Genomic DNA, 25,405 nt, shown 5'->3' on the forward strand with positions numbered 1-25,405 from the left:
GCACTCCTACAGCTGGCTCTGGGGTGGTCAGTTATTGCGCGGTAGCTTTGAGGCCAGTGAGCAGCAAGCGCTGGAACAGTTCTTCTTTCAGGCCTTCCGGGTTTGTAAGCTGCATCCGCTCAAGATGTTCCGGAAACGCCGAGGCCTCCGGCGCATCCAGCGCAGCCTTGCCCAGCTCCAGAATCTCGGTCAGCTTGAACTTGCTCTTCAGCCAGTTCAACGCCCGCAGCAGATCCCGTTCAATCGCGGTGAAATCACACCCCAGCGGATATTCGGGAAACAGGTTCGGATGCCGCGCGGCGATGGCTTGCAGACGTTGCGGTGTATTGTCGGCGAAGCGCGGGTCGAGGCGGAAGTCCTTGGGCAGCTTGCCGACTTTCTGCGCCTGCTCGATCAGTCCCGGCTGGAAGCGTGAGTCGCTGATATTGAGCAGTGCTTCGATCACGGCCGCGTCAGACTTGCCGCGCAGGTCGGCGATGCCGTATTCGGTGACGACAATGTCACGCAGATGCCGTGGAATCGTGCAGTGGCCATATTCCCAGACGATGTTGGAACTGACGTCGCCGCCGGATTCGCGCCAGCTGCGCAGGATCAGCATGGACCGCGCGCCCTCCAGTGCATGGCCTTGGGCAACGAAGTTGTATTGTCCGCCGACGCCACTGAGTACGCGCCCGTCTTCGAGCTGATCGGCTACGCCGGCGCCGAGCAGGGTCATGGTGAACACGGTGTTGATGAAACGCGCATCGAGGCGCTGCAAGCGCTTGAGTTGCTCCTGGCCGTACAGCTCGTTGATGTAGCTGATGCGGGTCATGTTGAATTCGCGCAGCTTGCTCTGCGGTAACTCACGCAGCCGCTCGTAGAAACTGCGCGGGCCGAGAAAGAAGCCACCGTGCACGGAAATACCGTCAGGCTGTGCGGCTTCGTCGAGGGTGCCGCCGTTGGCCTGCTCTTGGGTCGGCACGTCGGGGTAGACCTTGCGCCGAATGATCCCGGCATCCGCCAATACCAGCAGGCCGTTGACGAACATCTCGCTGCAGCCATACAAGCCTTTGGCGAAGGGCGCGGTGCCGCCCTCGCGCTGGATCAACTGCGCCCATTGGCTGAGGTTTATGTCGTCGAGCAACGCCTGATACCCGGCGTTATCGGCCTGGCGGGCAAGCAACGCGGCCGTCAACGCATCGCCCATCGAGCCGATGCCAATCTGCAATGTGCCGCCGTCGCGCACCAGCGTACTGGCGTGCAGACCAATGAAATGATCCTGAAACCCCACCGGCATGTTCGGCGTGGAGAACAGCGTGCTGCTGTCCTTCGCATCGATCAGTAAATCGAAGGTGTCGATATCGACCTCGGCATCGCCGGGCATGTACGGCAGTTCGGTGTGCACCTGGCCGACCAGCACAATGGTCTCGCCTGCCTCACGGCGCTTGGCGATCATCGGCAACAGATCGAGGGTGATGTCGGGGTTGCAGCTCAGGCTCAGGCGATCCGGATGCTCGCTGCTGCTGGCGAGCAGCTGGGCCACCAGGTTCAGCCCGGCGGCGTTGATGTCACGCGCGGCGTGGCTGTAATTGCTGCTGACGTAATCCTGCTGCGCCGGCGCGCTGTTGAGCAGGCTGCCGGGCTGCATGAAGAACTGTTCGATGCGAATGTTGGCAGGCAGGCTGTCGCGGTGCAGATCGGCGAGGAAATCGAACTCGGGGTAATCACCGAACACGCGCTCGACGAAGGGCTCGATCAAGCGTTTCTGCAAGCCGTCGCCCGGATTAGGCCGACCGAGGCACAGCGCCGTGTAGATCGTCAGCTGCCGCTCGGGCAGCTCTTTGATCCGCCGGTACAGCGCGTTGACGAAGTGATTGGGTTTGCCCAGCCCCAGCGGCAGGCCCATGTGGATGTGCGCCGGCAACCGCGCCAGCACGTCGTCCACGGCCTGTTCGATCGAACACAACTGCACCATCTGAAGCCTCCCGCCCGTTCCGTTGATAGGGGTAGACCGAGATTGCCGCTACTTTGCTGCAAAGAACAGCCCGGTCGCAAAATAGCAGGTACAAAAAAACCGCCCGAAGACGGTTTTTTTTGTCGTGATAGCCGCTGATTACAAACCGGACATCTCTTTGATCGCGCCCTTGAGCTCATCATCGGAGCAATCGGCGCAGGTGCCTTTCGGTGGCATGGCGTTGACCCCGGTGATGGCTTTGGCGAGGATGCCGTCCAGGCCGCCCTGATGGTCGGCGCGCTCTTTCCAGGCGGCCTTGTCGCCGATTTTCGGCGCGCCCAGCAAGCCGGTACCGTGGCAAGCGTTGCAGTGCTTGGCGATCACGTCTTTAGGTGCCTTCGCACCACCGCCGCCGCCAGCCGTTGCGGCCACTTCCATGCCCTTGCATTCCTGCCCTTGAACACACACCTGGCCGACAGGCTCGAGGCGTTTGGCAATGTCGTCATTCGTCGCAGCTTGAGCGCTGACAGCCCAGAGGGCCAGTACGGTTGCTGGTGCAGCCAGCATTTTCATAATTAGGTTCACGCGTTCACCCTCAATGGTGGCTATTCACGCCTGCGGCCACGGTTCGCAGGCGGGCGCAAGTATAGCGGGTAGCCCGCCACACTGAAACAACCCCATGGTTAAAGGGGTCTTGTTGCGCATCGGTGAAACGGTTCGGGTACCTGTGCCGTAATGGCCTGGCGCCTCTTGCTTAGAAATTCGCCGGCGTGGCTGCGCTGATTAGTCGCGCCGGCAAGTCGAACGGATTCCGGAAACGATGCGGCTTGGTACTTTCAAAATAGTAGCTGTCGCCGGCTTCGAGGATAAAAGTTTCCAGACCCACGACCAGTTCCAGTCGGCCTTCCACCAGAATCCCGGTTTCCTCGCCTTCGTGGGTGAGCATTTCTTCGCCGGTGTCGGCGCCCGGTGGGTAGATTTCATTGAGGAAAGCGATGGCGCGGCTCGGGTGCGCGCGGCCAACCAGTTTCATGGTCACGGCACCGTCGGAGATGTCGATCAGCTCGTTGGCCTTGTAGACGATCTGGGTCGGTTTTTCTTGCAGGATCTCTTCGGAAAAGAATTCGACCATGGACATGGGAATGCCGCCCAGGACCTTCCTCAGCGAACTGATCGAAGGGCTGACGCTGTTCTTTTCGATCATCGAAATGGTGCTGTTGGTGACGCCCGCGCGTTTGGCGAGTTCACGCTGGGAAAGCCCTTTGAGCTTGCGGATCGATTGCAGTCGTTCACCGACGTCCAAGGCGGGAGCCTCCTGATGTTGTAAGAATATTGAGCGTTATCATGGCGACAGCGTTCAGTATTTACAACACTTGGCCCCCGCAGCGCCGTCAGCCCTCGGAATAGAGCCTTGGCACCCGGCGCAGGTTGCAGAAGATCTGGTAGGGGATGGTGTCGGCGCACTTCGCCACATCGCTGGCGAGGATGTTTTTGCCCCACAACTCAACGGTCGAACCGAGGCCCGCTTCCGGCACGTCGGTGAGGTCGATGCACAGCATGTCCATCGACACCCGCCCCAGCAGGCGGCTAAGTTTGCCGGCCACCAGCACTGGTGTGCCCGTTGGCGCCTGACGCGGATAGCCGTCGGCGTAACCCATGGCAACCACGCCGATGCGCATCGGCTTGTCGGTGATGAATCTGGCGCCATAGCCAATCGGTTCGCCGGCCGGCAGTTCGCGCACGCTGATGACTTTCGATTCCAGGGTCATCACCGGTTGCAGGCGTTCGGCGACAGCGTTGGCTTCTTCGAACGGTGTCGCGCCGTAGAGCATGATGCCCGGGCGCACCCAGTCGCTTTTGATCTCTGGCCAACCCAGCACGGCTGGCGAATTGCGCAGGCTGACCTCCGCGGCCAGGCCCTGACGCGCGGCCTCGAACACCGCCACCTGCTCGGCGCTGCTCTGCGCGTGCAGTTCATCGGCGCGGGCGAAATGACTCATCAGCACAATTTTCGCCACTTTGCCGCTGGCCAGCAGACGCTGATACGCCGCCGGGTAATCTTTCGGATGCAGGCCGACACGGTGCATGCCGGAGTCGAGCTTGAGCCACACGGTGAGCGGTTTACTCAGCACCGCCTGCTCGATCACTTCGAGCTGCCACAGCGAATGCACCACGCACCACAAGTCGTGCTCGACGATCAGCGCCAACTCGTCGGCCTCGAAGAAGCCTTCCAGCAGCAACACCGGCGATTGAATCCCGGCAGCGCGCAGCTCCAGCGCTTCTTCGATGCAGGCCACGGCAAAGCCATCCGCCTCGGCTTGCAGCGCCTGGGCGCAACGCACCGCGCCATGACCGTAGGCGTCCGCCTTGATCACCGCGAGCGCCTTGGCGCCGGTGACTTCGCGAGCAATTCGGTAGTTGTGGCGCAGGGCTTGAAGGTCGATCAGGGCACGGGCAGGACGCATGGCGGCAGACTTCTAGGCGTTCATGGGAAGAAAAACCGGCGCCGCCTGACGAGGTGAACCGCCAACAGCGCCGGGAGAGGGATCTTTTGAAACGTTACGGCAGCGCGGCGACGATGGAGATCTCCACCAGAATGCTCGGCTTGGCCATCTTCGCTTCGACGGTGGCGCGGGCCGGCGCGGCGCCTTTGGGCAGCCATTGGTCCCACACGGCGTTCATCCCGGCAAAGTGCGCCTCGATGTCGTTCAGGTAGATGGTCGCCGACAGCAAATGCTGTTTGTCCGTCCCGGCCAGATCGAGCAAACGTTCGATGTTGGCAAGCACGTCACGGGTCTGCTGCTCAATCCCGGCGTCGAAGTCGTCGCCGACCTGCCCGGCCAGATACACGGTGCCGTTGTGGCTGACGATCTGACTCATGCGCTCATTGGTGAGCTGGCGCTGGATTGACATGTTTTGCGGACTCCTGGGTCTTGTTGCCGTAACGGGAAATATCGAGGCCTTCGGCACTGATCTGTGGCTTTTTCTTCGCCATCAGGTCGGCCAGCAAACGGCCGGAACCGCATGCCATGGTCCAGCCGAGCGTGCCGTGACCGGTGTTGAGGAAGAGGTTCTTGAACGGCGTGGCGCCAACGATCGGCGTGCCGTCCGGCGTGGTCGGACGCAGACCGGTCCAGAAACTCGCTTCGGCCAGATTGCCGCCCTGAGGATAAAGGTCGTTGACGATCATCTCCAGGGTTTCGCGCCGTCGCGGGTTCAGCGACAGGTCAAAACCGGCGATCTCGGCCATGCCGCCGACGCGGATGCGGTTGTCGAAACGGGTGATCGCGACCTTGTAGGTCTCATCCAGAATGGTCGACGTCGGCGCCATGCCCGGGTGGGTGATCGGCACGGTCAGCGAGTAACCCTTGAGTGGATAGACCGGAGCCTTGATGCCCAGCGGCTTGAGCAGTTGTGGCGAGTAGCTGCCGAGCGCCAGCACGTAGCGGTCGGCGGTTTCCAGCTTGCCGTCGATCCAGACGCCGTTGATGCGATCACCAGCATAGTCGAGCTTCTGGATGTCTTGGCCGAAGCGGAATTCCACACCCAGTTTGCGCGCCATTTCGGCGAGACGCGTGGTGAAGATCTGGCAGTCGCCAGTCTGGTCATTCGGCAAGCGCAGGGCACCGGCGAGGATGTCGGTGACGCCGGCCAGCGCCGGCTCGACGCGGGCAATACCGGCGCGGTCGAGTACTTCAAAGGGCACCCCGGACTCTTTCAGCACAGCGATGTCTTTGGCGGCGTTGTCCAGTTGCGCCTGAGTGCGGAACAACTGAGTCGTGCCGAGGCTGCGGCCTTCGTAGGCAATACCGGTTTCGGCGCGCAGTTCGTCGAGGCAGTCGCGGCTGTACTCGGACAGACGCACCATGCGTTCCTTGTTCACCGCGTAACGGCTGGCGGTGCAGTTGCGCAGCATTTGCGCCATCCACAGGTATTGGTCGATGTCGGCAGTGGCCTTGATCGCGAGCGGCGCATGGCGTTGCAGCAGCCACTTGATGGCCTTGAGCGGCACACCCGGCGCAGCCCACGGCGAGGCGTAGCCCGGCGACACTTGGCCGGCGTTGGCGAAACTGGTCTCCATGGCCGCGGCTGGCTGCCGGTCGACCACCACCACTTCAAACCCGGCACGCGCCAGATAGTAAGCACTGGCGGTACCGATGACGCCGCTACCCAAGACCATGACGCGCATTTTCAATCCCTCATCGCGGCTTTCCGCCGAGCTGTGTTGTTAGAGCAATGATGAGCGCAGTGTAAAAAAGAAATGCCAGTGCTTTTCACTGTATAAGCGCCTATATTTGGCGACAATTCTCGGCAAAAACCCTTTTCACGGAGGCGCATCCCCTATGCGTACCAACACTCAGACCAAACGTGAGCTGGACAAGATCGACCGCAACATCTTGCGGATCCTGCAGGCGGACGGGCGAATCTCCTTCACCGAGTTGGGGGAGAAGGTCGGCCTCTCGACCACGCCGTGCACCGAACGAGTTCGGCGCCTGGAGCGCGAGGGGATCATCATGGGCTACAACGCCCGGCTCAATCCGCAACACTTGAAGGGTAGCCTGCTGGTGTTCGTCGAGATCAGCCTCGACTACAAATCCGGCGACACTTTCGAAGAGTTCCGACGCGCGGTGCTGAAACTGCCGCATGTGCTGGAATGCCATTTGGTGTCAGGGGATTTCGACTATCTGGTGAAGGCGCGGATTTCCGAGATGGCTTCTTACCGCAAACTGCTCGGCGACATTCTTTTGAAACTGCCGCATGTGCGCGAATCCAAGAGCTATATCGTGATGGAAGAGGTGAAAGAGAGCCTGTGCCTGCCGATTCCGGATTGAGATTTTCGGTGCCCGACCCGGCACCATCGCTGGCAAGCCAGCTCCCACAGTGATTGTGGGTGTTCACAAAACTTCTGCTCGGCGCCGAACCTGTGGGAGCTGGCTTGCCAGCGATGGCGTCGACTGGGTTCCAAGTGAACGTGTTAAACCAACACCTGCCGATTCGCCGCCATGTATTCGAAAATCTGCTTCTCCACCTGTGGATGAATCAACTCCACCGGCCGCCGCTCGTTCGGGCATGGCAAGGTCTTGGTCGTGCCGAACAACCGGCAGATCAACGGCCGCTCTTCATAGACCGTGCAGCCGTTCGGCCCCAAATGCACACAGTTGAGTTCTTCCATCGCGGCATCCTGCTCGGCGCGGGTCTTGCGCGGCAGGCGGGCCATTTCTTCCGGCGAGGTGGTCACCGGGCCGCAGCAGTCGTGGCAGCCGGGGACGCACTCGAACGAGGGAATCTGCTGACGCAGGGCGCGGATTTTCTGGCTGTTGCAGCTCATCGAAACGGTGACCGAATGGGAACAGGCGACAATTGTGCCGCAAAAGCCGCGATGCAGACACCGCAGGCCAGCCGGGTTGCCGTCTTTCGGGCGAGCGGCTTATGCTCCGTCAAATTTTCTCGACACTCAGCCGTTGGATGATGCCCATGACCGCCCGCGCCCAGACCACCGCGAGCCAACCCCACGTTGCCTCTTACTACGCCGCCAGCAGCCTGCCGCAGCCTGACCATCCGGTATTGCAAGGTGAGGTAGTGGCCGATGTCTGCGTGGTCGGCGGCGGCTTTTCCGGGCTGAACACGGCACTGGAACTGGCCGAGCGTGGTTTGAATGTGGTCCTGCTGGAAGCGCACAAGATCGGTTGGGGCGCCAGCGGGCGCAACGGCGGGCAACTGATTCGCGGGGTCGGCCATGGTCTCGATCAGTTCGCCAATGTCATCGGTGCCGAGGGCGTGCGCACGATGAAACTCATGGGCCTTGAGGCCGTGGAAATCGTCCGCCAGCGCATCGAGCGTTTCCAGGTTGCCTGTGACCTGACCTGGGGCTATTGCGACCTCGCCAACAAACCCTCCGACCTCGAAGGTTTTGCCGAAGACGCCGAGGAACTGCGCAGCCTCGGCTATCGCCATGAAACCCGTTTGTTGCAAGCCGATGAGATGCACACCGTGGTCGGTTCCACGCGCTACGCTGGCGGCTTGATCGACATGGGCTCGGGACATCTGCATCCACTGAATCTGGCCTTGGGCGAAGCGGCAGCGGCGCAGCAGTTCGGGGTAAAACTCTTCGAACATTCGGCGGTGACGCGCATCGATTACGGCCCGCAAGTGAAGGTACATACAGCGCAAGGCTCGGTGCGGGCGAAGACGCTGGTGCTGGGCTGCAACGCTTACCTCAATGAGCTCAATCCGCAACTCAGTGGCAAAGTTCTGCCGGCCGGCAGCTACATCATCGCCACTGAACCGTTGAGTGATGATCTGGCGCACAGCCTGCTGCCGCAGAACATGGCCGTCTGCGACCAGCGGGTGGCGCTGGATTACTACCGGCTCTCGGCGGATCGGCGCTTGTTGTTTGGCGGCGCGTGTCACTACTCAGGGCGCGATCCGAAAGATATTGCCGGCTACATGCGGCCGAAAATGCTTGAGGTTTTTCCGCAGCTCGCTGGGGTGAAGATCGATTACCAGTGGGGCGGCATGATCGGCATCGGCGCCAACCGTTTGCCGCAGATTGGCCGGCTCGCCGACCAGCCGAACGTGTATTACGCCCAGGCCTATTCCGGGCACGGGGTGAATGCCACGCACCTGGCGGGCAAGTTGCTGGCCGAAGCGATCAGCGGGCAACACAGTGGTGGCTTTGATCTGTTTGCCAAGGTGCCGCACATCACCTTCCCCGGCGGCAAGCATTTGCGCTCGCCATTGTTGGCGTTGGGGATGCTGTGGCACCGTCTTAAAGAGCTGGTCTGACAAAGTTGCGGTGGCTTTAAGGGCCCTATCGCGAGCAGGCTCACTCCTACAGTTGAAAACGCATCTTCCCTGTAGGAGTGAGCCTGCTCGCGATGAGGCCTGCATTAACGATACAGATCTCAGATCCGCCAGAACGGCTTCAGCCCTTCCTCCCGCGCCTGCTCCCGGGTCAGCCCGACATCCTTGAGCTGCTCCGGCGTCAGCGTCAACAAGGCCTTGCGCGTGTGCCGACGATGCCAGAACAGACCCCAGAGGCTCAGGCCGGACGGCGCGCTGCGCATCAGATTGCGCGCATCGTTGCGCTGCCCTGCCGCCAGTTCCTGACTGTGTAACGTCAGCCGCACATCGCTCAAGCCGTTCATTTTCGTAGCTCCTGTTTACTTGGGTAGCAAGAGATTCCATGATGCGCGGGCGAGCAAAACCATTACAGACGCAAACAAACTGTATTAACTCCATACAGATTTGCCGATTTGCAGACTGAATGATCGATTTTTGCCGCATCTGTACTGGTTTTCAGCCAACCTGCACCGAGGCAGTGATGACTCTGTATGTGAATCTCGCCGAATTGCTCGGCACCCGCATCGAACAAGGCTTCTATCGCCCAGGCGACCGCTTGCCGTCGGTGCGAGCCTTGAGCGTCGAACATGGCGTCAGCCTCAGCACGGTGCAGCAGGCCTATCGCATGCTCGAAGACAGCGGCCTGGCCACGCCAAAACCCAAGTCGGGCTACTTTGTGCCGGTCGGTCGCGAACTGCCGGAACTACCGGCCATTGGCCGCCCGGCGCAACGGCCGGTGGAGATTTCGCAGTGGGATCAGGTACTGGAGTTGATCCGCGCGGTCCCGCGCAAGGACGTCGTGCAGTTGGGTCGCGGCATGCCCGATGTCGGTTCGCCGACCATGAAGCCGCTTTTGCGCGGTCTGGCACGGATCAGTCGCCGGCAGGACATGCCCGGTCTGTATTACGACAACATCCACGGCAATCTCGAACTGCGTGAACAGATCGCGCGCCTGATGCTCGATTCTGGTTGCCAGTTGAGCGCCAGCGAGCTGGTCATCACCACCGGTTGTCACGAAGCGCTGTCCACCGGCATCCACGCGATCTGCGAGCCGGGGGACATCGTCGCGGTGGATTCGCCGAGTTTTCACGGCGCCATGCAGACGCTGAAGGGGCTGGGCATGAAAGCCCTGGAAATCCCCACCGATCCCCTCACCGGCATCAGCCTCGAAGCGCTGGAACTGGCGCTCGAGCAGTGGCCGATCAAAGTCATTCAGCTCACGCCGAACTGCAACAACCCGCTCGGCTACATCATGCCCGAGTCGCGCAAACGCGCCCTGCTCAACCTGGCGCAGCGCTTCGACGTGGCGATCATCGAAGACGATGTGTACGGCGAACTGGCCTACACCTACCCGCGGCCACGCACGATCAAATCGTTCGACGAAGACGGCCGGGTGCTGTTGTGCAGTTCGTTTTCCAAAACCCTGGCGCCGGGGCTGCGCATCGGTTGGGTCGCGCCGGGGCGATACCTCGAACGCGTGCTGCACATGAAATACATCAGCACCGGATCGACCGCGCCGCAACCGCAGATCGCCATCGCCGAATTTATCAAGGCCGGGCATTTCGAGCCGCACTTGCGGCGCATGCGCATGCAGTACCAGCGCAATCGTGACGCGATGATCGACTGGGTCACCCGCTACTTCCCCGCCGGCACCCGCGCCAGCCGTCCGCAGGGCAGCTTTATGCTGTGGGTGGAACTGCCGGAAGGCTTCGACACCCTGAAACTCAATCGCGCGCTGCACGACCAGGGCGTACAGATTGCTGTCGGCAGCATCTTTTCCGCTTCGGGCAAGTACCGTAATTGCCTGCGCATGAACTACGCGGCGAAACCGACAGCGCAGATAGAAGAGGCCGTGCGCAAGGTGGGCGCAGCGGCGATCAAGCTGCTTGCCGAGAACCCCGCCTTCTGACGCCGGAACGCCTCAGCGCAGGACAAACTTCAGTTCGCTGTCGAACCGGGTCAGGTCGCTGACCCGCGTGTTGGCTGACGCAACGCCGGCCTCAAACTCCAGCTCGATTTCCATGCGCTGGCCTTCAACGCCTGCGTCCGCAATCGCTGGGACCAAGCGGACGCCCGGACGCCAGACGCGCGCATCGGGTTCTTCCCCCTGTCCTTCGCTAAGCCATTGCACCGCTTTGCCATCGAGCCGCACCGCCAGCACCCGCACCTGAAGCGTTCCGGCGCCGAAGCGGTAATGCCCGGCGTCGGCTGCCGCACCCACCAGCTCCAGACGCATCAAGCGGCTCCGCTCGCACTGGACATGAGCCTGGGCCCGCCGCAGACCAAAACTCAACGGGTCACTGTGCACTGATTGCGCCAGCAATTGCCCGCGCGTCGTCGAGCCAAAATCGATGGCCGCCGGGCCGAGCCTGACCGTGCATTCGGCGTGCGCCGGCGCTGGAAAAACGAACATCAGCAAGCTCAACGACAACCCGCTCAACGCAACGGCTTTCAATCCTCGCATGGTGCTTTTCCCTTTTCAGACAGTGCGGCAGATGGCTGTGGCGGATTCATAGAGCGTGTCGAGGTCACGCGCCTCGTCCATGGCGAACTCAAGGTTGCACCGTTGGCCGTCCGCCAACAGCACGTGCAATTGCAGGTCCGGCTGCACGTCCGACAGAAAAATCCGCCCGGCCTCCAGCACGCTGGTGACGTATTGCCCCTGCTCGTCGAACACGCCGACACCCTTTTGTATCAGTACGTTGTCTGCCGTGCGCGCTTGTAGAAGCACACGTCGCGCGGTGACGATGTCGAAGGCCAGATGTGCCACCGCGTTACGTCCGGTCTCGATTTCCTGATAAGCGTTGTGTACGTCGACATTACGCCCAAGGCTCGCGGTATCGAGTTCAACCCGCCCTTTGCTGTAGGCCGGCAGACTGGCCGCGACGGCGTGGCCGGCGTAGTCCGTCCACACCGGGCCGCGCGGGGTGTTGAGCTTGATCCCGGCGCTGTCGCCCGCCTTGAGCAAGGCGAAGGTATCGCGCAACGAATAGGGCGACAGCGTCACGCCTTGCGCATGTAGCAGCACCCCACCACGCAGGCCCACGTCATAGCTCTGGTCGCCCGCCCCGCTGTGTGCGTAGCCGATGTCCAGTTGACTGTAACGTGGCAACAGATTGACCCGGGCGTTGTAGCCGACCCGGCCGTGATCCGGTCGCTCGGCGCCGACGCTATAGGCCAGGTTATCGCTCAATTGCTCATTGAATCGCAAACCGCTGCGCGTGCCGCTGAGCTGATCATTGCGAACGTAGCCGCGCATGGCCTGGCGAGCACCCAGGGGCAGGCTGACGCTCAGATAGACCGCCATCCCCCGCGCATCGTCCTCGGAGTCCGCGACATCGCGCTCTACCGTCAAGGACACGCTGGTCCGGCGCAGTAGCTGCGACCAGGCCACCGCCACTCTGGAGGTGGTCGAGCCATCGAACATGGCCATTCGTGAGTAGCTCCCAGACAACCCGCCCAGCGCATGGCTGCTGACACTCAGGCTCGCCGTCAGCTGATCGCGTACCCGTTGCAAGGGCTGATCCTGGCGCGGATCCCAGGTGGTGTCCGACAACGTGCGGAAATCCCGGGTCTGGCGGGTCATTGCCAAACTGGCTGACAGCGTTTCGCCGAGCAGACCATTGGCCGTCCAGCGCATCTGCGTCCCAGCCAGCGCCTGATCTTGCACCCGGGAGACCACTTGCCGCCCGCCCAGCACCAGACGATCGCCGACGGCTGTTTGCACGGCCCAGCCCACGGCCTCATACCCCGTACCGAACATGGCTCCACCCGTGGCCTGCCAACGTGGACCCAAGCGCCAATCCTTACTCGCGGCGACAAATGACGGCGCATCACGCTCGTCCCCCGAATAACGCCGCACTTGCCCGGCGGCCAAGCCATAACCCGCCGTCCGCCCCGGCAGCGCACCGCGCAGTTGCGTTGCCGGCACAATAAAACGCCGCTGCTGGCCGCTCTCCTCGTGCACCGTGACTTCCAGATCCGCGTTCTGACTGAGCAACGGCAGCCCCACCAGGGTAAACGGCCCGCTGGGCACCACGGTGGTGTAGATAAGCGCGCCGCTCTGGGTGACTTCGATCCGGGCCGAGGAATAGGCAATGCCCTCGACTCTGGCACCGGCGCTGTCCTCGTCCAGCTCCATCAACGCCAGCTCCGGCTGCAATTGCAGGCCGTTGAAAGACTCTGCGGAAAACAGCGGCGAGAGCATGTTCAGTTGCCCTAATTGCAGGTTTGCCTGGTAACGTTCAAAGGTGTGCGAAGCATAGGCATTCAAGTGCTCGACGCGCCCCTCGCCGCCGGACTCGCTATACCCTTGGCGGCTTCGAAACGCCCAATCTGCGGTGTTCAGGCCCAACTCGGCATTGAGGCTACGGTACTGCGAGGATTGCCCGGCATAGCGGCTACCGAGCATCAATGCATCGTAATTGATGAGACCCGCCGTACCGCCATTGGCAAAACTGCGCCGCGTCGGGCTATCAGGCAACAGGGCATCGGTGGGCACCAGCAGTTCGACGTGGCCACGGGCGGGATCGGCCTGCACAACGGCGTGGGTAAAACGCCGGGCAAACAGCTCGCATCCCGGCTCGGTTATTGCGCCGACGCGATCCAGCGGGCTGATGCCGCCACGCTCGAGCAACAAGGGCGAAAAACACAACTCGCCCTCGGCATCGAACGTCACCTGCAACCGCCCCTTGGGCACGCCATTGACCGCCAGTGTCACCGTCTGCGGGCCCTCGCGAAAGCGCGGCGCCTGACTGAAATACTCGGCCAGGCGCGGATCCAGCCCGCGCGACCTGAGCAGATTCTGATCGAACTGCACGCTGGCCGGCGCGGCGCTGCCAATCGATGAATAACCCAATGCGCCCGCCAGCAAGAGCCCGGCACCGCAACCCGGTCGCATCAGTCCGGTCCCAACGGGGCATCAAAGTGCGAAACGGCGAAACCGTAAGTGGTCACCGGGTACAGCCGTACCTTCGTCTGCGCCTGACCCGGCGCGGCAGGCCCAGCCAATGTCAGGGTTTCGCCGGGCAGGACGTAAGTGCGCCCCAAGTCCATCGCTTGCTGTTCCGGCAGCAACGTCACCGAGTGTCGCAGGCGTACAACATACGGGCTGGGATTGCGCACCTCGATCCGCTCGCCCTGGCGTGACCAACGCAAATGCTTCCATGGCTCGCGATCGACCAGCAGGTTCGCCGGCCGCAGAATCGCCGGGATATTCTGTCGCACGCTCAGATCCACCCGCGCCTTGCCCGTCGAATCCTGCGGCGCGATCCCTTCGAAGACCACACGTTTGAGACGCTCGGTCTTCAACGGCTCGGCGCTGCGCAGGATGAATCGCACCCGCTGGGTGGCGCCAGGTTCAACCCGGGCTACGGGCGGTGTGAGCAATAACAGGGACTCGGTGTCCTGCGGTACATCTTGGACCGATGTGTGCAGCAGCGCCGGATGTGACTCGCTGTTGGTGACATTGATTGCCGCCTCGCCCACTCCTTCCTCCAACACCATGACCGGTGTTTCCGGAACCATCCCCGCCGCCTGGCTCGCACCCGGCAGCCATGAAACAGCCAGCAGCACGCTGGCAATGACGTTGCGCACGAAGGCGTTCATCTCGTTTCCCACAGGCACGCGCGCAGCCGGCATTGATGCCGGGCCGCGGGCCAATTCGTTGTTTTGATTGAACGTAACAGGCCCGAAAAAAACCCGGCGCCGGTCGAAAGTCACTGCGTTTTTTCAGCACTGCCAACCCAATGCATGGCAGCAGTGCGCGTCACGTCAGAGGTAGAGCAGCTCGAATGTCGCCGAACCGTTAAGGGCGATCTCGGAGGTAATCGGAAGGTCCTGCGCGGGTCCGATAACCGGCACCAGCGTCATGGGAAAGATGTGCACGACGCCCGGTGTCGGGCCTGCCGCGAGGGACGCGCCCCATGAGTAGCGAAGGTTGCCACCCTCGGCGTTCTTGCCCACCAGTTTGGCCGTCTCGGGGCTGGTCCAGTTGTCCATACCCCCTTGCTTGTACATGACCATGGAAGGCTGACCATCAACAGTGGGTGTACCGAAGCGCAAACCGTAGCCACCGATCTTGGCGCCGGCCACTTCGCCAATGCCGTAGATGTACATCGCCCAGTCCGTACCATCGACAACAATCCCGGGCAACTGAGTACTGGCCTGGTTGTCATGCACTTTGATCGCCATGGGCGCGTTTGCCGAGCAATTGACGCTAAGCGTGATGTTGTGGTTTTGCAGCTCGGTCTGCCGGTCACGGTTCAGCGAACTGGCAGGAATATTGCCCAGCTCCACGGTATTTCCCCCGGAAAATCCAGGGATGCACGAGGTCGGGATGATGGTCCCGGTGATCGACAGATCCGCACTATCGGCCATGGCCAATGTCGGTATCAGGGCGCTTGCGACAGCAATTGCACGAAAGGTTTTGCGCATGAAAATTCTCACTCCATAAGAATCGAAAGATGACAGCCAAGTGGATTTCTTCTGCATGAAAAACGGAAATGTCCTTCTCTGCGTTGTCATTATTCCGATTACTTGCGCCCAGCGATGTAAGAGGAGGTAACAATGCATGTTGGAAAAATCGCTGCAACACGTAGCTGATCAGAGCCGGAAAATTCGTCAGTTTGTTGAATACCCTGCATCCGACCGACAGTCACAGACTACAAACCGCTCTGCCCTGCCCCACGGATCGACTGCCCTCGCCGCGAACAACACTTCATCACCGGCGTGCCATACTCCAGGCCCCACCCCTGAGCGGAGAAATCTGACTTGAGAATCGGACTCCCCCAGCCGCTGGTACCGTTGCTCTTGCTGCTACTTGCCGGTTGCGCGACTGTTGATGTCCCTCGGCAACCCAGCCAGGCTTTGCCGGCGAAAGAGTCAGCGTTCGGCCGTTCGATTCAGGCGCAGGCTGCCCCCTACAAAGGGCAATCGGGGTTTCGCCTGCTCTCTGACAGCGGCGAGGCGTTTACCGCCCGGGCGGAGCTGATTCGCCATGCCCAGGTCAGCCTCGATTTGCAGTACTACATCGTCCACGACGGCATCAGCACGCGGATGCTGGTGGATGAAGTGCTCAAGGCTGCCGACCGCGGCGTGCGTGTGCGCATCTTGCTCGACGACACCACCAGCGATGGCCTCGATCAGATCATCGCCACGCTGGCGGCGCATCCGCAGATCCAGATTCGCTTGTTCAACCCACTGCACCTGGGGCGCAGCACTGGCGTCACGCGGGCGGCGGGACGGCTGTTCAATCTGTCCGTGCAGCACCGACGCATGCACAACAAACTGTGGCTGGCAGATAACAGCGCGGCCATCGTCGGCGGGCGCAATCTGGGTGATGAATATTTCGACGCCGAACCCAATCTGAATTTCACGGATATCGACATGCTCAGCATCGGCCCGGTGGCCGAGCAGCTCGGGCACAGTTTCGACCAGTACTGGAACAGCGCGCTGAGCAAACCGATCGACGAATTCCTCTCCAGCCAACCCACTGCCAGGGATCTGCAGAACACGCGTACACGCCTTGAGGAATCGCTGGAAGAAACCCGCAAGCAGAACCACGCGCTGTATCAACAACTGATGAAATTCACCACCGACCCGCGCATGGACATCTGGCGCAAAGAGCTGATCTGGGCGTGGAATCAGGCGTTGTGGGACGCACCGAGCAAGGTGTTGTCCAAGGGCGAGCCAGATCCGCACCTTCTGCTGACCACGCAGTTAGGCCCGGAACTGACCGGGGTGAGCAAAGAGCTGGTCATGATTTCGGCATATTTCGTGCCGGGCCAGCCAGGGCTCGTCTACCTGACCGGGCGCGCCGATGCCGGGGTTGCCGTGAGCCTGTTGACCAATTCGCTGGAGGCCACCGACGTGCCAGCGGTGCATGGCGGTTACGCGCCGTATCGCAAGGCCTTGCTGGAGCATGGGGTAAAACTCTATGAGCTGCGGCGTCAGCCTGGGGATAACTACGGCAGCGGCCCGCGAGTCTTCTACAGCCGCTCGTATCGCGGCTCGGATTCCAGCCTGCACAGCAAGGCGATCATCTTCGATCGACGCAAATCGTTTATCGGCTCGTTCAATTTCGATCCGCGCTCAGTGCTGTGGAACACCGAAGTCGGCGTCCTGGTCGACAGCCCGGAACTTGCCGAGCATGTGCGCGCACTGGCGCTGCAAGGCATGGCGCCGACCTTGAGTTACCAGGCAAAACTTGAACACGGCCAGGTTGTCTGGGTCACCGAGGACAACGGCCAGATGCATACGCTGACCAAAGAACCGGGGAGCTGGTGGCGGCGCTTCAACTCATGGTTCAGCACCAGCGTAGGCCTGGAGCGGATGCTGTAATCAGACAGCGGACTAATTGTGGCGAGGGAGCTTGCTCCCGCTGGGCTGCGCAGCTGCCCCAAAGATCTTGTGAGCGCTGCGCACTCAAGCGGGAGCAAGCTCCCTCGCCACATTGTTTATCCGAAACGCCGTATCAGGCAGGCTCGGTCATCGGGCCGAAAGCGCCTTGGCGCAATAACAGCAGCACCAACCCGAACGCCCCCACCGCCATCAGCAGCGGCAACGCATGCCCGTTGATCCACTGACTCCCCGCCCCCGCCGCCAGCGGCCCGACCAGACAACCAACGCCCCACAGCTGGGCAATATGCGCATTGGCCCGCACCAGCGCGTCGTCGCGATAACGCTCGCCAATCAGGATCAGCGAAAGGGTAAACAAGCCGCCGGCACTCGCACCGAACAACACCCACAATGGCCAGATCAGCAGCGTATCGAGTAACGCCGGTATCGCCAGACTCGACAGCATCAACACCACCGCACAACCGGCAAACAGCGTGCGTCGCGACAGATAATCGGCCAAGGCGCCAATCGGCAACTGCAGCAGTGCGTCGCCGACCACCACGGTGCTGACCATCGCCAAAGCGATGTCCGCCGTGAAGCCCTGTTGCAGGCAATACACCGGCAACAAGGTCAGGATCATCGCTTCGAACGCGGCAAACAACGACACCGCCCAGGCAATCGCCGGCAACTCGCGGGCAAAGCCCCACAACTCGCTGAAGGTTACGCTGCTGGCCTCACTGCCGGGCGCGCCACTGCGCCCCAAGAGCAACAACGGCGAGACGGTCAGCAGACCGACCCCCACCCAAAAACCGTAATCATGTTCAGTGCCGAGCGCCCCCAGCAGCAGCGGACCGGACAGTTGGCTCAACGCGTAGCTGCTGCCATACAAAGCAACCAGCCGCCCGCGCCAGTTTTCGACCACCAACTGATTGATCCAGCTTTCGCCCAGAATAAACACGATGGTCAGGATCACGCCGATCATCAGGCGCAACACCAGCCAGATCGGGTAGCTCGGCAACAGCGCCAGCAAACCGATCGACAATGCCCCGGCCCACAGGCACAGACGCATCAGGTTCGCCGTGCCGAAATACGCGGCGAGGTGGCTGGAAACCTTCGCGCCCAGTAGCACCCCGATCGCCGGCATCGCCGCCATCACACCGATGGCGAACGAGCCATAACCCCAGCCCTCCAGGCGCAACGACACCAACGGCATGCTGACCCCAAGGGCCAGACCGACACTCAAGACAGACGCCAACACGGCGAAATACGTCGCCCACCGCATGTTCCACGCTCCTGTGGATTGTTTTTATGAATACGCCAAACCACTGTGGGAGCGAGCCTGCTCGCGAATACGGTTCCACATTCAGCGAATTTGCTGACTGGTACACCGCTTTCGCGAGCAGGCTCGCTCCCACAGGGGATCTGCTTCGTTTGGAGGATCTGCTCTCGCAAACAGATCCTTTTTAACGACCTACAGCTTGATCCAAGTCGCCTTCAGCTCGGTGTACTTGTCGAACGCGTGCAGCGATTTGTCGCGACCGTTGCCCGACTGCTTGAAGCCACCGAACGGTGCGGTCATGTCGCCGCCGTCGTACTGGTTGACCCACACGCTGCCGGCGCGCAAGGCCTTGGCGGTCAGATGCGCCTTGGAAATGTCCTGAGTCCACACCGCTGCGGCCAGACCGTATGGCGTGTCGTTGGCAATCTGGATGGCTTCTTCGGCGGTATCGAAAGCAATCACCGACAGCACCGGGCCGAAAATTTCTTCCTGAGCAATCTTCATGGCGTTGCTCACGCCGTCAAAAATCGTTGGCTCAACGTAGGTGCCACCGGTTTCCTGAAGGATGCGCTTGCCGCCCGCGACCAGTTTGGCGCCATCGCTGTGGCCGGATTCGATGTAGGACAGCACAGTGTTCATTTGCTGGGTGTCGACCAGCGCGCCGACGTTTGTCGCCGGGTCCAGCGGGTTACCCGGTTTCCAGGTTTTCAACGCCTCGATCACCATCGGCAAGAATGTGTCCTTGATCGAACGCTCGACCAGCAGACGCGAACCGGCGGTGCAGACCTCGCCCTGGTTGAAGGCGATGGCGCTGGCGGCGGACTCGGCGGCAGCTTGCAGGTCCGGCGCATCAGCGAAGACGATGTTCGGGCTCTTGCCGCCAGCTTCCAGCCAGACGCGCTTCATGTTCGATTCGCCGGCGTAGACCATCAGTTGCTTGGCGATTTTGGTCGAACCGGTAAATACCAGCGTATCGACGTCATTGTGCAGACCCAACGCCTTGCCGACGGTGTGGCCATAGCCCGGCAGCACGTTGAGTACGCCTTTCGGAATCCCGGCTTCAACGGCCAACGCAGCGATGCGGATAGCGGTCAGCGGCGATTTTTCCGACGGTTTGAGCACCACCGAGTTACCGGTCGACAGCGCCGGACCGAGTTTCCAGCAAGCCATCATCAGCGGGAAGTTCCACGGCACGATGGCAGCGACCACGCCCACCGGCTCACGCGTCACCAGACCCAGTTGGTCGTGCGGGGTCGCCGCGACTTCGTCGTAAATCTTGTCGATCGCTTCACCACTCCAGCTCAGCGCCTGCGCTGCGCCCGGTACGTCGATGTACAGCGAATCGCTGATCGGCTTGCCCATGTCGAGGGTTTCGAGCAGCGCCAGTTCTTCCGCATGCTGTTTCAGCAGGCTGGCAAAGCGGATCATCGTGGCTTTGCGTTTGGTCGGCGCCAGGCGCGACCAGACGCCGGAATTGAAAGTGGCGCGGGCGTTTTCCACGGCACGGTCGGCGTCGGCGGCGTCACAGCTGGCGATTTTGCCGAGCAGACGGCCATCGACCGGGCTGATGCATTCGAAGGTTTCGCCGGAGACGGCGTCGGTGTATTCGCCATTCAAAAAGGCGCGACCTTCGATTTTCAGATCGCGGGCGCGTTGTTCCCAGTCGGCACGAGTCAGGGTGGTCATTCGGGTGTCCTCCTCTTATTGAATACAAGCGCTGCGGCGCTCTTCAAGAATACTGCCCGGCCAGCCTGCACTTTCGGCCCAAGGCACCCGCCACCCTAAACCAGCGGCCGGGTTTGTTTCAATATATTTGACATAAGCCAGCGATACGGCCTTGCCGTGTTCATTTTAATAAACATAGACTTTGGCCCATTCCAGCCAACGCGCCGTCATTGCGGGAGAAAACAACAATGAACATCCAGAACGTCGTCGACATCAGCCAGGCCAGCAGCGAAGCCGAGCGCTATCGCCCGGACCCGACCAAAGTGCTCAAGGGCGACCCTGAGCAGGCGGTGTTTCACCAGTACGACAGCCCATGCGGGCAGATGGGTGTGGGCGTGTGGGAAGGCGCGGTGGGTCAGTGGACGGTGAACTACACCGAGCATGAGTATTGCGAAATTCTCCAGGGAGTTTCGGTGCTGCGTGACAGCGACGGCAATGCCAAGACCTTGCGGGTGGGCGATCGCTTTGTGATTCCGGCGGGGTTTCGCGGGACGTGGGAAGTGCTGGAGGCTTGCCGCAAGGTTTATGTGATTTTTGAACAGAAGGCTTGAGATGTTTGCTGGCTGATCGGCCCTCATCGCTGGCAAGCCAGCTCCCACAGGTTTTGTGCATGACACAGGTTCAGTGAGGACTGGCGATGAATGTGGGAGCTGGCTTGCCAGCGATGAAGCCCAACCGGTCACCGCAGAATCCAAGGCAAAAAAAAGGCCCGCATCTCACGATACGGGCCTTTTTCGCAGTCAGGAAAAATCAATTACTTGATTTTGCCTTCCTTGTACATCACGTGCTTGCGAACAACCGGATCATATTTCTTGATCTCGATTTTGTCCGGGGTAGTACGCTTGTTCTTGTCGGTAGTGTAGAAGTGACCAGTACCGGCGCTCGAGATCAAACGAATCAATTCACGCATGATTAGCTCCCTTAAATCTTGCCATCGCGGCGAAGTTCGGCGAGCACGACAGTGATGCCACGCTTGTCGATGATACGCATGCCTTTGGCAGATACGCGCAGACGCACAAAACGTTTCTCTTCTTCAACCCAGAAGCGGTGATGCTGCAGGTTCGGCAGGAAACGACGACGGGTTTTGTTGTTTGCGTGGGAAATGTTATTCCCAGTCACCGGACCCTTACCGGTAACTTGACAGACTCTCGACATGCCTCAGCCCTCTAAAACCACATGCCCAACCCGGCATGGGTTGGCCGCTTAATCTCTCAGTCATTTGGCGCCAGGCGCCGCGTTTCTTTAGAGGTCTTACCGGCTACACCTACAGTGAAGGAACCGGGCCCCTAGAAAAGAGCGCTGCTTTATACCAGAAAGACCGGGGAGCAACAACAATCGGTGTGCAATCAATCGGCAAAAAGGCGTTTTTTCCCGCTGCGAGCGCCTTGGACAAAGGCCGCAACCGATTTTGACCACTCGTCGCAGAAATCCCATCTTACAGGGGATTCAGACTTTTCATCACGCCGTTATCGAGCGGAACCGCATCAGCATGCCCCTGAAAATGCAAAAAGGGGATAGTCATTTGCAATCCAGAGCTCTAGGGTAGGACTTTTCCAGACTGCACTTGCAGATGGGCCTTCGATCTGTAAAGGAAACCGACCATGCGCCTCGCTGCCCTACCCCTGTTGCTCATCCCGTTCCTGCTCAGCCCATTGGCCCAGGCCGCCGCGTTGAGCGTCTGTACCGAGGCCAGCCCTGAAGGGTTCGATGTGGTGCAGTACAACTCGCTGACCACCACCAATGCCTCGGCAGACGTGTTGATGAACCGCCTGGTGGATTTCGATACCGCCAGCGGCAAGGTCGTGCCGAGCCTGGCCGACAGTTGGGAGGTCAGCAGCGACGGCCTGGCCTACGTCTTCAAGCTGCGTCCGAAGGTGAAGTTTCACACCACCGAGTACTTCAAACCGAGCCGCGAGCTGACCGCCGAAGACGTCAAATTCAGTTTCGATCGTATGCTCGACCCGGCCAACCCGTGGCACAAAGTTGCCCAGAGCGGCTTCCCTCATGCGCAGTCGATGCAACTGCCTGCGCTGATCAAAAAGATCGATGCGCTCGACCCGCTGACGGTGCGTTTCACGCTTGATCACCCGGATTCGACCTTCCTCGCGACCCTGAGCATGGGTTTCGCCTCAATCTATTCCGCTGAATACGCCGACAAGCTGATCAAGGCCAACGCCACGGACAAGCTCAACAGCCAGCCGATCGGCACCGGGCCGTTTGTGTTCAACCGGTTCCAGAAAGACGCGGCGATCCGCTACAAGGCCAACCCGGATTATTTCGGCGGCAAGCCCTCGGTCGATCCACTGATTTTTGCCATCACCCCGGACGCCAACGTGCGCCTGCAAAAGTTGCGGCGCAATGAATGCCAGATCGCCCTGTCACCGAAACCATTGGACGTACAGGCGGCGCTGAAAGAGCCGACGTTAAAAGTCGAAAAGACTGACGCATTCATGACTGCTTTCGTCGGCATCAACAGCCAGCACCCGCCGCTGGACAAGCCGGAAGTACGCCAGGCGATCAACCTCGCGTTCGACAAGGCCAATTACATCAAAGCTGTGTTCGAAGACACCGCCGAAGCGGCCAACGGCCCTTACCCGCCGAACACCTGGAGCTACGCCAAGAACCTGCCGGGCTACCCGCACGACGTAGCCAAAGCCAAGGCGCTGCTGGCCAAGGCCGGTTTGAAGGATGGCTTCCAGACCACCATCTGGACGCGTCCGTCAGGCAGCCTGCTCAACCCGAACCCGAGCCTTGGTGCGCAGATGCTGCAATCTGACCTGGCAGAAATCGGCATCCAGGCGGAAATCCGGGTGATCGAGTGGGGTGAGCTGATTCGTCGCGCCAAGGCTGGCGAGCATGACCTGCTGTTCATGGGCTGGGCCGGCGACAACGGCGACCCGGACAACTTCCTCACGCCGCAGTTTTCCTGCGCGGCGGTAAAGTCCGGCACCAACTTCGCGCGTTACTGCAACGCCGATCTGGACAAGCTGATCAGCGCCGGCAAGACCACCAGCGAACAAGGCGTGCGCACCAAGCTGTATGAACAGGCACAGGTGCAGATCCAGCAGCTGGCATTGTGGCTGCCGTTGGCGCACCCGACGGCGTATGCACTGACACGCAAGGATGTGCAGGGTTACTCGGTAAGCCCGTTTGGCCGGCAGGATTACTCCAGAATCAGCTTCAAGCCCTAAGCGGCAAGCCGCAAGCCAGAGCCCTCCGCGCAACGCTCTGGCTTGCCGCTTGGAGCTAGATGCTTGCCGCTGCTTTTGTTACATCCAGCCACACTCCGCCATCGACAGCGGCTCGCCATCGCCAATGATGAAATGATCGAGCACCCGCACATCGATCAGCTCCAGCGCCTTTTGCAACCGTTTGGTCAGCACACGATCCGCCTGACTCGGATCGGTATTACCGGACGGATGGTTATGACAGAGAATGACGGCCGCCGCGTTATTGGCCAGCGCCCGCTTCACCACTTCCCGTGGATGCACACTGGTATTGTCGATCGAGCCGCGAAACAGCGCTTCGAAGTTTAACACCTGATGTTTCGAATCCAGGAACAGGCAGCCGAACACCTCGTGCGGCTCATGTCGCAGCATGGCCTTGAGGTAGTCGCGTACGACCTGAGGGTTTTCCAGCGCGGGTTTCTGCCGCATTCGTTCTGCCAGATGCCGCCGCCCCATTTCCAGCACCGCCTGTAACTGCGCATATTTCGCCGGCCCCAGGCCCAACTGCTCGCTGAACGAGCCAAGATCGGCGTCGAGCAGAACGCGCAGGCTGCCGAATTGGCTCAAAAGGTGTCGCGCCAGATCCACAGCGCTTTTGCCGGAGACTCCGGTGCGTAGAAAAATCGCCAGTAATTCGGCGTCCGAAAGGCTTCCCGAGCCCTGTTCCAGCAGTTTCTCCCGCGGCCGTTCCGCCGCTGGCCAATCGCGAATACTCATACACACTCCCTGTCTGTGGGCGCCGCTGTTCCGTAGCGGTCGCTGTGATATCTTAGCCCATCTTTTTTGCGGTCGATTCAACCCTGGGGAGGGGCATCGCACTGCAGTCATCAACGAAATGAAAGGCAGACCTATGCAGCGGCTGTATCGGAAACGCATCGTTCTGGGCGTCGGCGGCGGCATTGCGGCCTACAAGAGCGCCGATCTGGTTCGCCGCCTGATCGACCAGGGCGCCGAAGTGCGTGTGGTCATGACCCATGGCGGCGCCGAATTCATCACCCCGCTGACCATGCAGGCCCTGTCCGGCCACCCGGTCCATCTGGACTTGCTCGACCCGGCCGCCGAAGCCGCCATGGGCCATATCGAACTGGCCAAATGGGCCGACCTGGTGCTGATCGCCCCGGCTACCGCTGACCTGATCGCCCGCCTCGCCCAAGGCATCGCCAACGATTTGCTGACCACGCTGGTGCTGGCCACCGACGCCGTCGTCGCCGTTGCGCCGGCAATGAACCAGGCCATGTGGCGCGACCCGGCGACCCAGGCCAACCTGCAAGTCCTCCAAAGCCGTGGCCTGAAGACCTTCGGCCCGGCCTCGGGCAGCCAGGCCTGCGGCGACGTCGGCATGGGCCGCATGATGGAAGCCACCGATCTGGCGCTACTCGCCGCCGATTGCTTCCAGCGCCTGGCCCTGACCGGCAAGCATGTGGTCATTACCGCCGGCCCGACCCAGGAAAACATCGACCCGGTGCGCTACATCACTAACCACAGCTCCGGAAAAATGGGTTTCGCCCTCGCCGAAGCGGCTGTGGAAGCCGGCGCCCGCGTCACCTTGATCAGCGGCCCGGTGCATCTACCGACCCCGGATCGCGTCACGCGCATCGATGTGGTCAGCGCCCGCGACATGCTCGCCGCCTGTGAGTCGGCGATCCCGTGCGACGTCTTCATCGCCTCCGCTGCGGTGGCGGACTACCGCCCGGAAGTCGTCGCCCCGCATAAACTCAAGAAAGATCCTACGAGCGGTGACGGCTTCGTCCTGCAAATGGTGCGCAACCCGGACATCCTCGCCACCATCGCGACCCGTCCCGACCGTCCGTTCAGTGTCGGCTTCGCTGCCGAGACCGAACACCTGCTCGACTACGCTGCGCGCAAGCTGAAAGACAAGAATCTCGATCTGATCGTCGCCAACGACGTGGCCAACCCGAGCATCGGTTTCAACAGCGAAGAAAACGCCTGCAGCGTCATCGACCGTGAGCTGCACGCCACGGTTTTCGCCCAGACCAGCAAAAGCAAGATCGCTCGCCAACTGGTCACTTTTATCGCCGAACGTCTGAACCAGGTTTAATT

24 protein-coding genes are annotated in these 25,405 nt (G+C 61.1%); 7 read left to right on the forward strand and 17 right to left on the reverse strand.

The genetic code is table 11. The annotated features are described in order from the left end of the window. Positions 1–31 precede the first annotated feature (31 nt). From HU743_RS15420 to dadA, 6 genes are all read right to left on the reverse strand, one after another. Entirely contained in the window at positions 32–1,954 is a 1,923-nt protein-coding gene (locus HU743_RS15420; protein WP_186649529.1) for an acetyl-CoA hydrolase/transferase family protein, read from the reverse strand. 138 nt (positions 1,955–2,092) lie between these two features. Further along, the gene (locus HU743_RS15425; protein WP_346656524.1) at positions 2,093–2,506 is read right to left on the reverse strand and encodes a c-type cytochrome; all 414 of its coding nucleotides are present in this window, start codon (positions 2,504–2,506) and stop codon (positions 2,093–2,095) included. Positions 2,507–2,687: 181 nt separating this feature from the next. Further along, on the reverse strand, positions 2,688–3,236 hold the full coding sequence (locus tag HU743_RS15430; RefSeq protein WP_166221791.1) for a cupin domain-containing protein: 549 nt from the start codon (positions 3,234–3,236) through the stop codon (positions 2,688–2,690). Between the two features lie 88 nt (positions 3,237–3,324). Then, on the reverse strand, positions 3,325–4,398 hold the full coding sequence (gene alr, locus HU743_RS15435; RefSeq protein ID WP_186649531.1) for an alanine racemase: 1,074 nt from the start codon (positions 4,396–4,398) through the stop codon (positions 3,325–3,327). A 94-nt stretch (positions 4,399–4,492) separates the two neighbouring features. Next, on the reverse strand, positions 4,493–4,846 hold the full coding sequence (locus HU743_RS15440; RefSeq protein WP_016772564.1) for a RidA family protein: 354 nt from the start codon (positions 4,844–4,846) through the stop codon (positions 4,493–4,495). Further along, complete coding sequence (gene dadA / locus HU743_RS15445; RefSeq protein WP_186649533.1) at positions 4,818–6,122, reverse strand: D-amino acid dehydrogenase; 1,305 nt, start codon at positions 6,120–6,122, stop codon at positions 4,818–4,820. The genes HU743_RS15440 and dadA overlap by 29 nt, the downstream gene beginning before the upstream one ends. Before the next feature lie 154 nt (positions 6,123–6,276). Between dadA and HU743_RS15450 the strand changes: the two genes are divergently transcribed. After that, positions 6,277–6,765, forward strand: a complete 489-nt coding sequence (locus HU743_RS15450) for an Lrp/AsnC ligand binding domain-containing protein (protein WP_010465173.1) — start codon at positions 6,277–6,279, stop codon at positions 6,763–6,765. 143 nt (positions 6,766–6,908) lie between these two features. Here HU743_RS15450 and HU743_RS15455 read toward each other — a convergent pair whose 3' ends face one another. Beyond that, entirely contained in the window at positions 6,909–7,262 is a 354-nt protein-coding gene (locus HU743_RS15455; protein ID WP_186649535.1) for a YkgJ family cysteine cluster protein, read from the reverse strand. Positions 7,263–7,408: 146 nt separating this feature from the next. Here HU743_RS15455 and HU743_RS15460 point away from each other — a divergent pair, with 146 nt between their 5' ends. Continuing rightward, positions 7,409–8,719 (forward strand): FAD-binding oxidoreductase, encoded by a 1,311-nt coding sequence (locus tag HU743_RS15460; RefSeq protein ID WP_186649537.1) that lies wholly within the window; start codon positions 7,409–7,411, stop codon positions 8,717–8,719. Between the two features lie 119 nt (positions 8,720–8,838). Here HU743_RS15460 and HU743_RS15465 read toward each other — a convergent pair whose 3' ends face one another. After that, the gene (locus HU743_RS15465; protein WP_186619248.1) at positions 8,839–9,081 is read right to left on the reverse strand and encodes a DUF1127 domain-containing protein; all 243 of its coding nucleotides are present in this window, start codon (positions 9,079–9,081) and stop codon (positions 8,839–8,841) included. A gap of 176 nt (positions 9,082–9,257) precedes the next feature. Between HU743_RS15465 and HU743_RS15470 the strand changes: the two genes are divergently transcribed. After that, on the forward strand, positions 9,258–10,685 hold the full coding sequence (locus tag HU743_RS15470) for a PLP-dependent aminotransferase family protein (protein ID WP_186649539.1): 1,428 nt from the start codon (positions 9,258–9,260) through the stop codon (positions 10,683–10,685). Positions 10,686–10,697: 12 nt separating this feature from the next. Here the strand turns inward: HU743_RS15470 and HU743_RS15475 are convergent, their stop codons facing one another. The 4 genes from HU743_RS15475 to HU743_RS15490 all read right to left on the reverse strand — a co-directional run bounded on the left by HU743_RS15475 (position 10,698) and on the right by HU743_RS15490 (position 15,211). Beyond that, positions 10,698–11,240 carry a hypothetical protein gene (locus HU743_RS15475; RefSeq protein ID WP_186649541.1) on the reverse strand — a complete coding sequence of 181 codons (543 nt, stop codon included), beginning with the start codon at positions 11,238–11,240 and terminating at the stop codon, positions 10,698–10,700. Between the two features lie 15 nt (positions 11,241–11,255). Further along, positions 11,256–13,676, reverse strand: a complete 2,421-nt coding sequence (locus HU743_RS15480) for a fimbria/pilus outer membrane usher protein (protein ID WP_186649542.1) — start codon at positions 13,674–13,676, stop codon at positions 11,256–11,258. After that, positions 13,676–14,383: a fimbria/pilus chaperone family protein gene (locus HU743_RS15485; protein WP_186649544.1), complete on the reverse strand. Its 708-nt coding sequence runs from the start codon at positions 14,381–14,383 to the stop codon at positions 13,676–13,678. The genes HU743_RS15480 and HU743_RS15485 overlap by 1 nt, the downstream gene beginning before the upstream one ends. 165 nt (positions 14,384–14,548) lie before the next feature. After that, positions 14,549–15,211 carry a DUF1120 domain-containing protein gene (locus tag HU743_RS15490; protein WP_186649547.1) on the reverse strand — a complete coding sequence of 221 codons (663 nt, stop codon included), beginning with the start codon at positions 15,209–15,211 and terminating at the stop codon, positions 14,549–14,551. Positions 15,212–15,553: 342 nt separating this feature from the next. Between HU743_RS15490 and HU743_RS15495 the strand changes: the two genes are divergently transcribed. Then, positions 15,554–17,116, forward strand: coding sequence for a phospholipase D-like domain-containing protein (locus HU743_RS15495; RefSeq protein WP_186630861.1), 1,563 nt, complete (start codon positions 15,554–15,556; stop codon positions 17,114–17,116). A gap of 133 nt (positions 17,117–17,249) precedes the next feature. On the opposite strand, the gene HU743_RS15500 is transcribed toward HU743_RS15495, so the two are convergent. Continuing rightward, on the reverse strand, positions 17,250–18,395 hold the full coding sequence (locus HU743_RS15500; RefSeq protein ID WP_186649550.1) for an MFS transporter: 1,146 nt from the start codon (positions 18,393–18,395) through the stop codon (positions 17,250–17,252). A 189-nt stretch (positions 18,396–18,584) separates the two neighbouring features. Further along, positions 18,585–20,078, reverse strand: a complete 1,494-nt coding sequence (locus HU743_RS15505; RefSeq protein ID WP_186549742.1) for an aldehyde dehydrogenase — start codon at positions 20,076–20,078, stop codon at positions 18,585–18,587. Positions 20,079–20,305: 227 nt separating this feature from the next. Here HU743_RS15505 and HU743_RS15510 point away from each other — a divergent pair, with 227 nt between their 5' ends. Next, positions 20,306–20,668, forward strand: a complete 363-nt coding sequence (locus HU743_RS15510) for a cupin domain-containing protein (RefSeq protein WP_186649552.1) — start codon at positions 20,306–20,308, stop codon at positions 20,666–20,668. A gap of 203 nt (positions 20,669–20,871) precedes the next feature. Here HU743_RS15510 and rpmG read toward each other — a convergent pair whose 3' ends face one another. Continuing rightward, on the reverse strand, positions 20,872–21,027 hold the full coding sequence (gene rpmG, locus HU743_RS15515) for a 50S ribosomal protein L33 (RefSeq protein WP_016772554.1): 156 nt from the start codon (positions 21,025–21,027) through the stop codon (positions 20,872–20,874). Positions 21,028–21,038: 11 nt separating this feature from the next. After that, positions 21,039–21,272 carry a 50S ribosomal protein L28 gene (gene rpmB / locus HU743_RS15520; protein ID WP_007920377.1) on the reverse strand — a complete coding sequence of 78 codons (234 nt, stop codon included), beginning with the start codon at positions 21,270–21,272 and terminating at the stop codon, positions 21,039–21,041. Between the two features lie 446 nt (positions 21,273–21,718). Between rpmB and HU743_RS15525 the strand changes: the two genes are divergently transcribed. Continuing rightward, on the forward strand, positions 21,719–23,308 hold the full coding sequence (locus HU743_RS15525) for an ABC transporter substrate-binding protein (protein ID WP_186649555.1): 1,590 nt from the start codon (positions 21,719–21,721) through the stop codon (positions 23,306–23,308). Positions 23,309–23,386: 78 nt separating this feature from the next. Here HU743_RS15525 and radC read toward each other — a convergent pair whose 3' ends face one another. Continuing rightward, positions 23,387–24,061 (reverse strand): DNA repair protein RadC, encoded by a 675-nt coding sequence (gene radC, locus HU743_RS15530; protein ID WP_186619256.1) that lies wholly within the window; start codon positions 24,059–24,061, stop codon positions 23,387–23,389. 133 nt (positions 24,062–24,194) lie between these two features. Here radC and coaBC point away from each other — a divergent pair, with 133 nt between their 5' ends. Next, the gene (gene coaBC, locus HU743_RS15535; protein WP_186630862.1) at positions 24,195–25,403 is read left to right on the forward strand and encodes a bifunctional phosphopantothenoylcysteine decarboxylase/phosphopantothenate--cysteine ligase CoaBC; all 1,209 of its coding nucleotides are present in this window, start codon (positions 24,195–24,197) and stop codon (positions 25,401–25,403) included. Positions 25,404–25,405 lie beyond the last annotated feature (2 nt).

Origin of the sequence: Pseudomonas sp. SWRI99, assembly GCF_014270125.1 — a bacterium.
GTDB lineage: Bacteria > Pseudomonadota > Gammaproteobacteria > Pseudomonadales > Pseudomonadaceae > Aquipseudomonas > Aquipseudomonas hamedanensis.

Coding starts and splice junctions, on each gene's coding strand:
- HU743_RS15420 (WP_186649529.1), bottom strand. CDS start 1,954: ATGGTGCAGTTGTGTTCGATCGAACAGGCCGTGGACGACGTGCTGGCG.
- HU743_RS15425 (WP_346656524.1), bottom strand. CDS start 2,506: ATGAAAATGCTGGCTGCACCAGCAACCGTACTGGCCCTCTGGGCTGTC.
- alr (WP_186649531.1), bottom strand. CDS start 4,398: ATGCGTCCTGCCCGTGCCCTGATCGACCTTCAAGCCCTGCGCCACAAC.
- HU743_RS15440 (WP_016772564.1), bottom strand. CDS start 4,846: ATGTCAATCCAGCGCCAGCTCACCAATGAGCGCATGAGTCAGATCGTC.
- dadA (WP_186649533.1), bottom strand. CDS start 6,122: ATGCGCGTCATGGTCTTGGGTAGCGGCGTCATCGGTACCGCCAGTGCT.
- HU743_RS15450 (WP_010465173.1), top strand. CDS start 6,277: ATGCGTACCAACACTCAGACCAAACGTGAGCTGGACAAGATCGACCGC.
- HU743_RS15455 (WP_186649535.1), bottom strand. CDS start 7,262: ATGAGCTGCAACAGCCAGAAAATCCGCGCCCTGCGTCAGCAGATTCCC.
- HU743_RS15460 (WP_186649537.1), top strand. CDS start 7,409: ATGACCGCCCGCGCCCAGACCACCGCGAGCCAACCCCACGTTGCCTCT.
- HU743_RS15465 (WP_186619248.1), bottom strand. CDS start 9,081: ATGAACGGCTTGAGCGATGTGCGGCTGACGTTACACAGTCAGGAACTG.
- HU743_RS15470 (WP_186649539.1), top strand. CDS start 9,258: ATGACTCTGTATGTGAATCTCGCCGAATTGCTCGGCACCCGCATCGAA.
- HU743_RS15475 (WP_186649541.1), bottom strand. CDS start 11,240: ATGCGAGGATTGAAAGCCGTTGCGTTGAGCGGGTTGTCGTTGAGCTTG.
- HU743_RS15480 (WP_186649542.1), bottom strand. CDS start 13,676: ATGCGACCGGGTTGCGGTGCCGGGCTCTTGCTGGCGGGCGCATTGGGT.
- HU743_RS15485 (WP_186649544.1), bottom strand. CDS start 14,383: ATGAACGCCTTCGTGCGCAACGTCATTGCCAGCGTGCTGCTGGCTGTT.
- HU743_RS15490 (WP_186649547.1), bottom strand. CDS start 15,211: ATGCGCAAAACCTTTCGTGCAATTGCTGTCGCAAGCGCCCTGATACCG.
- HU743_RS15500 (WP_186649550.1), bottom strand. CDS start 18,395: ATGCGGTGGGCGACGTATTTCGCCGTGTTGGCGTCTGTCTTGAGTGTC.
- HU743_RS15505 (WP_186549742.1), bottom strand. CDS start 20,078: ATGACCACCCTGACTCGTGCCGACTGGGAACAACGCGCCCGCGATCTG.
- HU743_RS15510 (WP_186649552.1), top strand. CDS start 20,306: ATGAACATCCAGAACGTCGTCGACATCAGCCAGGCCAGCAGCGAAGCC.
- rpmG (WP_016772554.1), bottom strand. CDS start 21,027: ATGCGTGAATTGATTCGTTTGATCTCGAGCGCCGGTACTGGTCACTTC.
- rpmB (WP_007920377.1), bottom strand. CDS start 21,272: ATGTCGAGAGTCTGTCAAGTTACCGGTAAGGGTCCGGTGACTGGGAAT.
- HU743_RS15525 (WP_186649555.1), top strand. CDS start 21,719: ATGCGCCTCGCTGCCCTACCCCTGTTGCTCATCCCGTTCCTGCTCAGC.
- radC (WP_186619256.1), bottom strand. CDS start 24,061: ATGAGTATTCGCGATTGGCCAGCGGCGGAACGGCCGCGGGAGAAACTG.
- coaBC (WP_186630862.1), top strand. CDS start 24,195: ATGCAGCGGCTGTATCGGAAACGCATCGTTCTGGGCGTCGGCGGCGGC.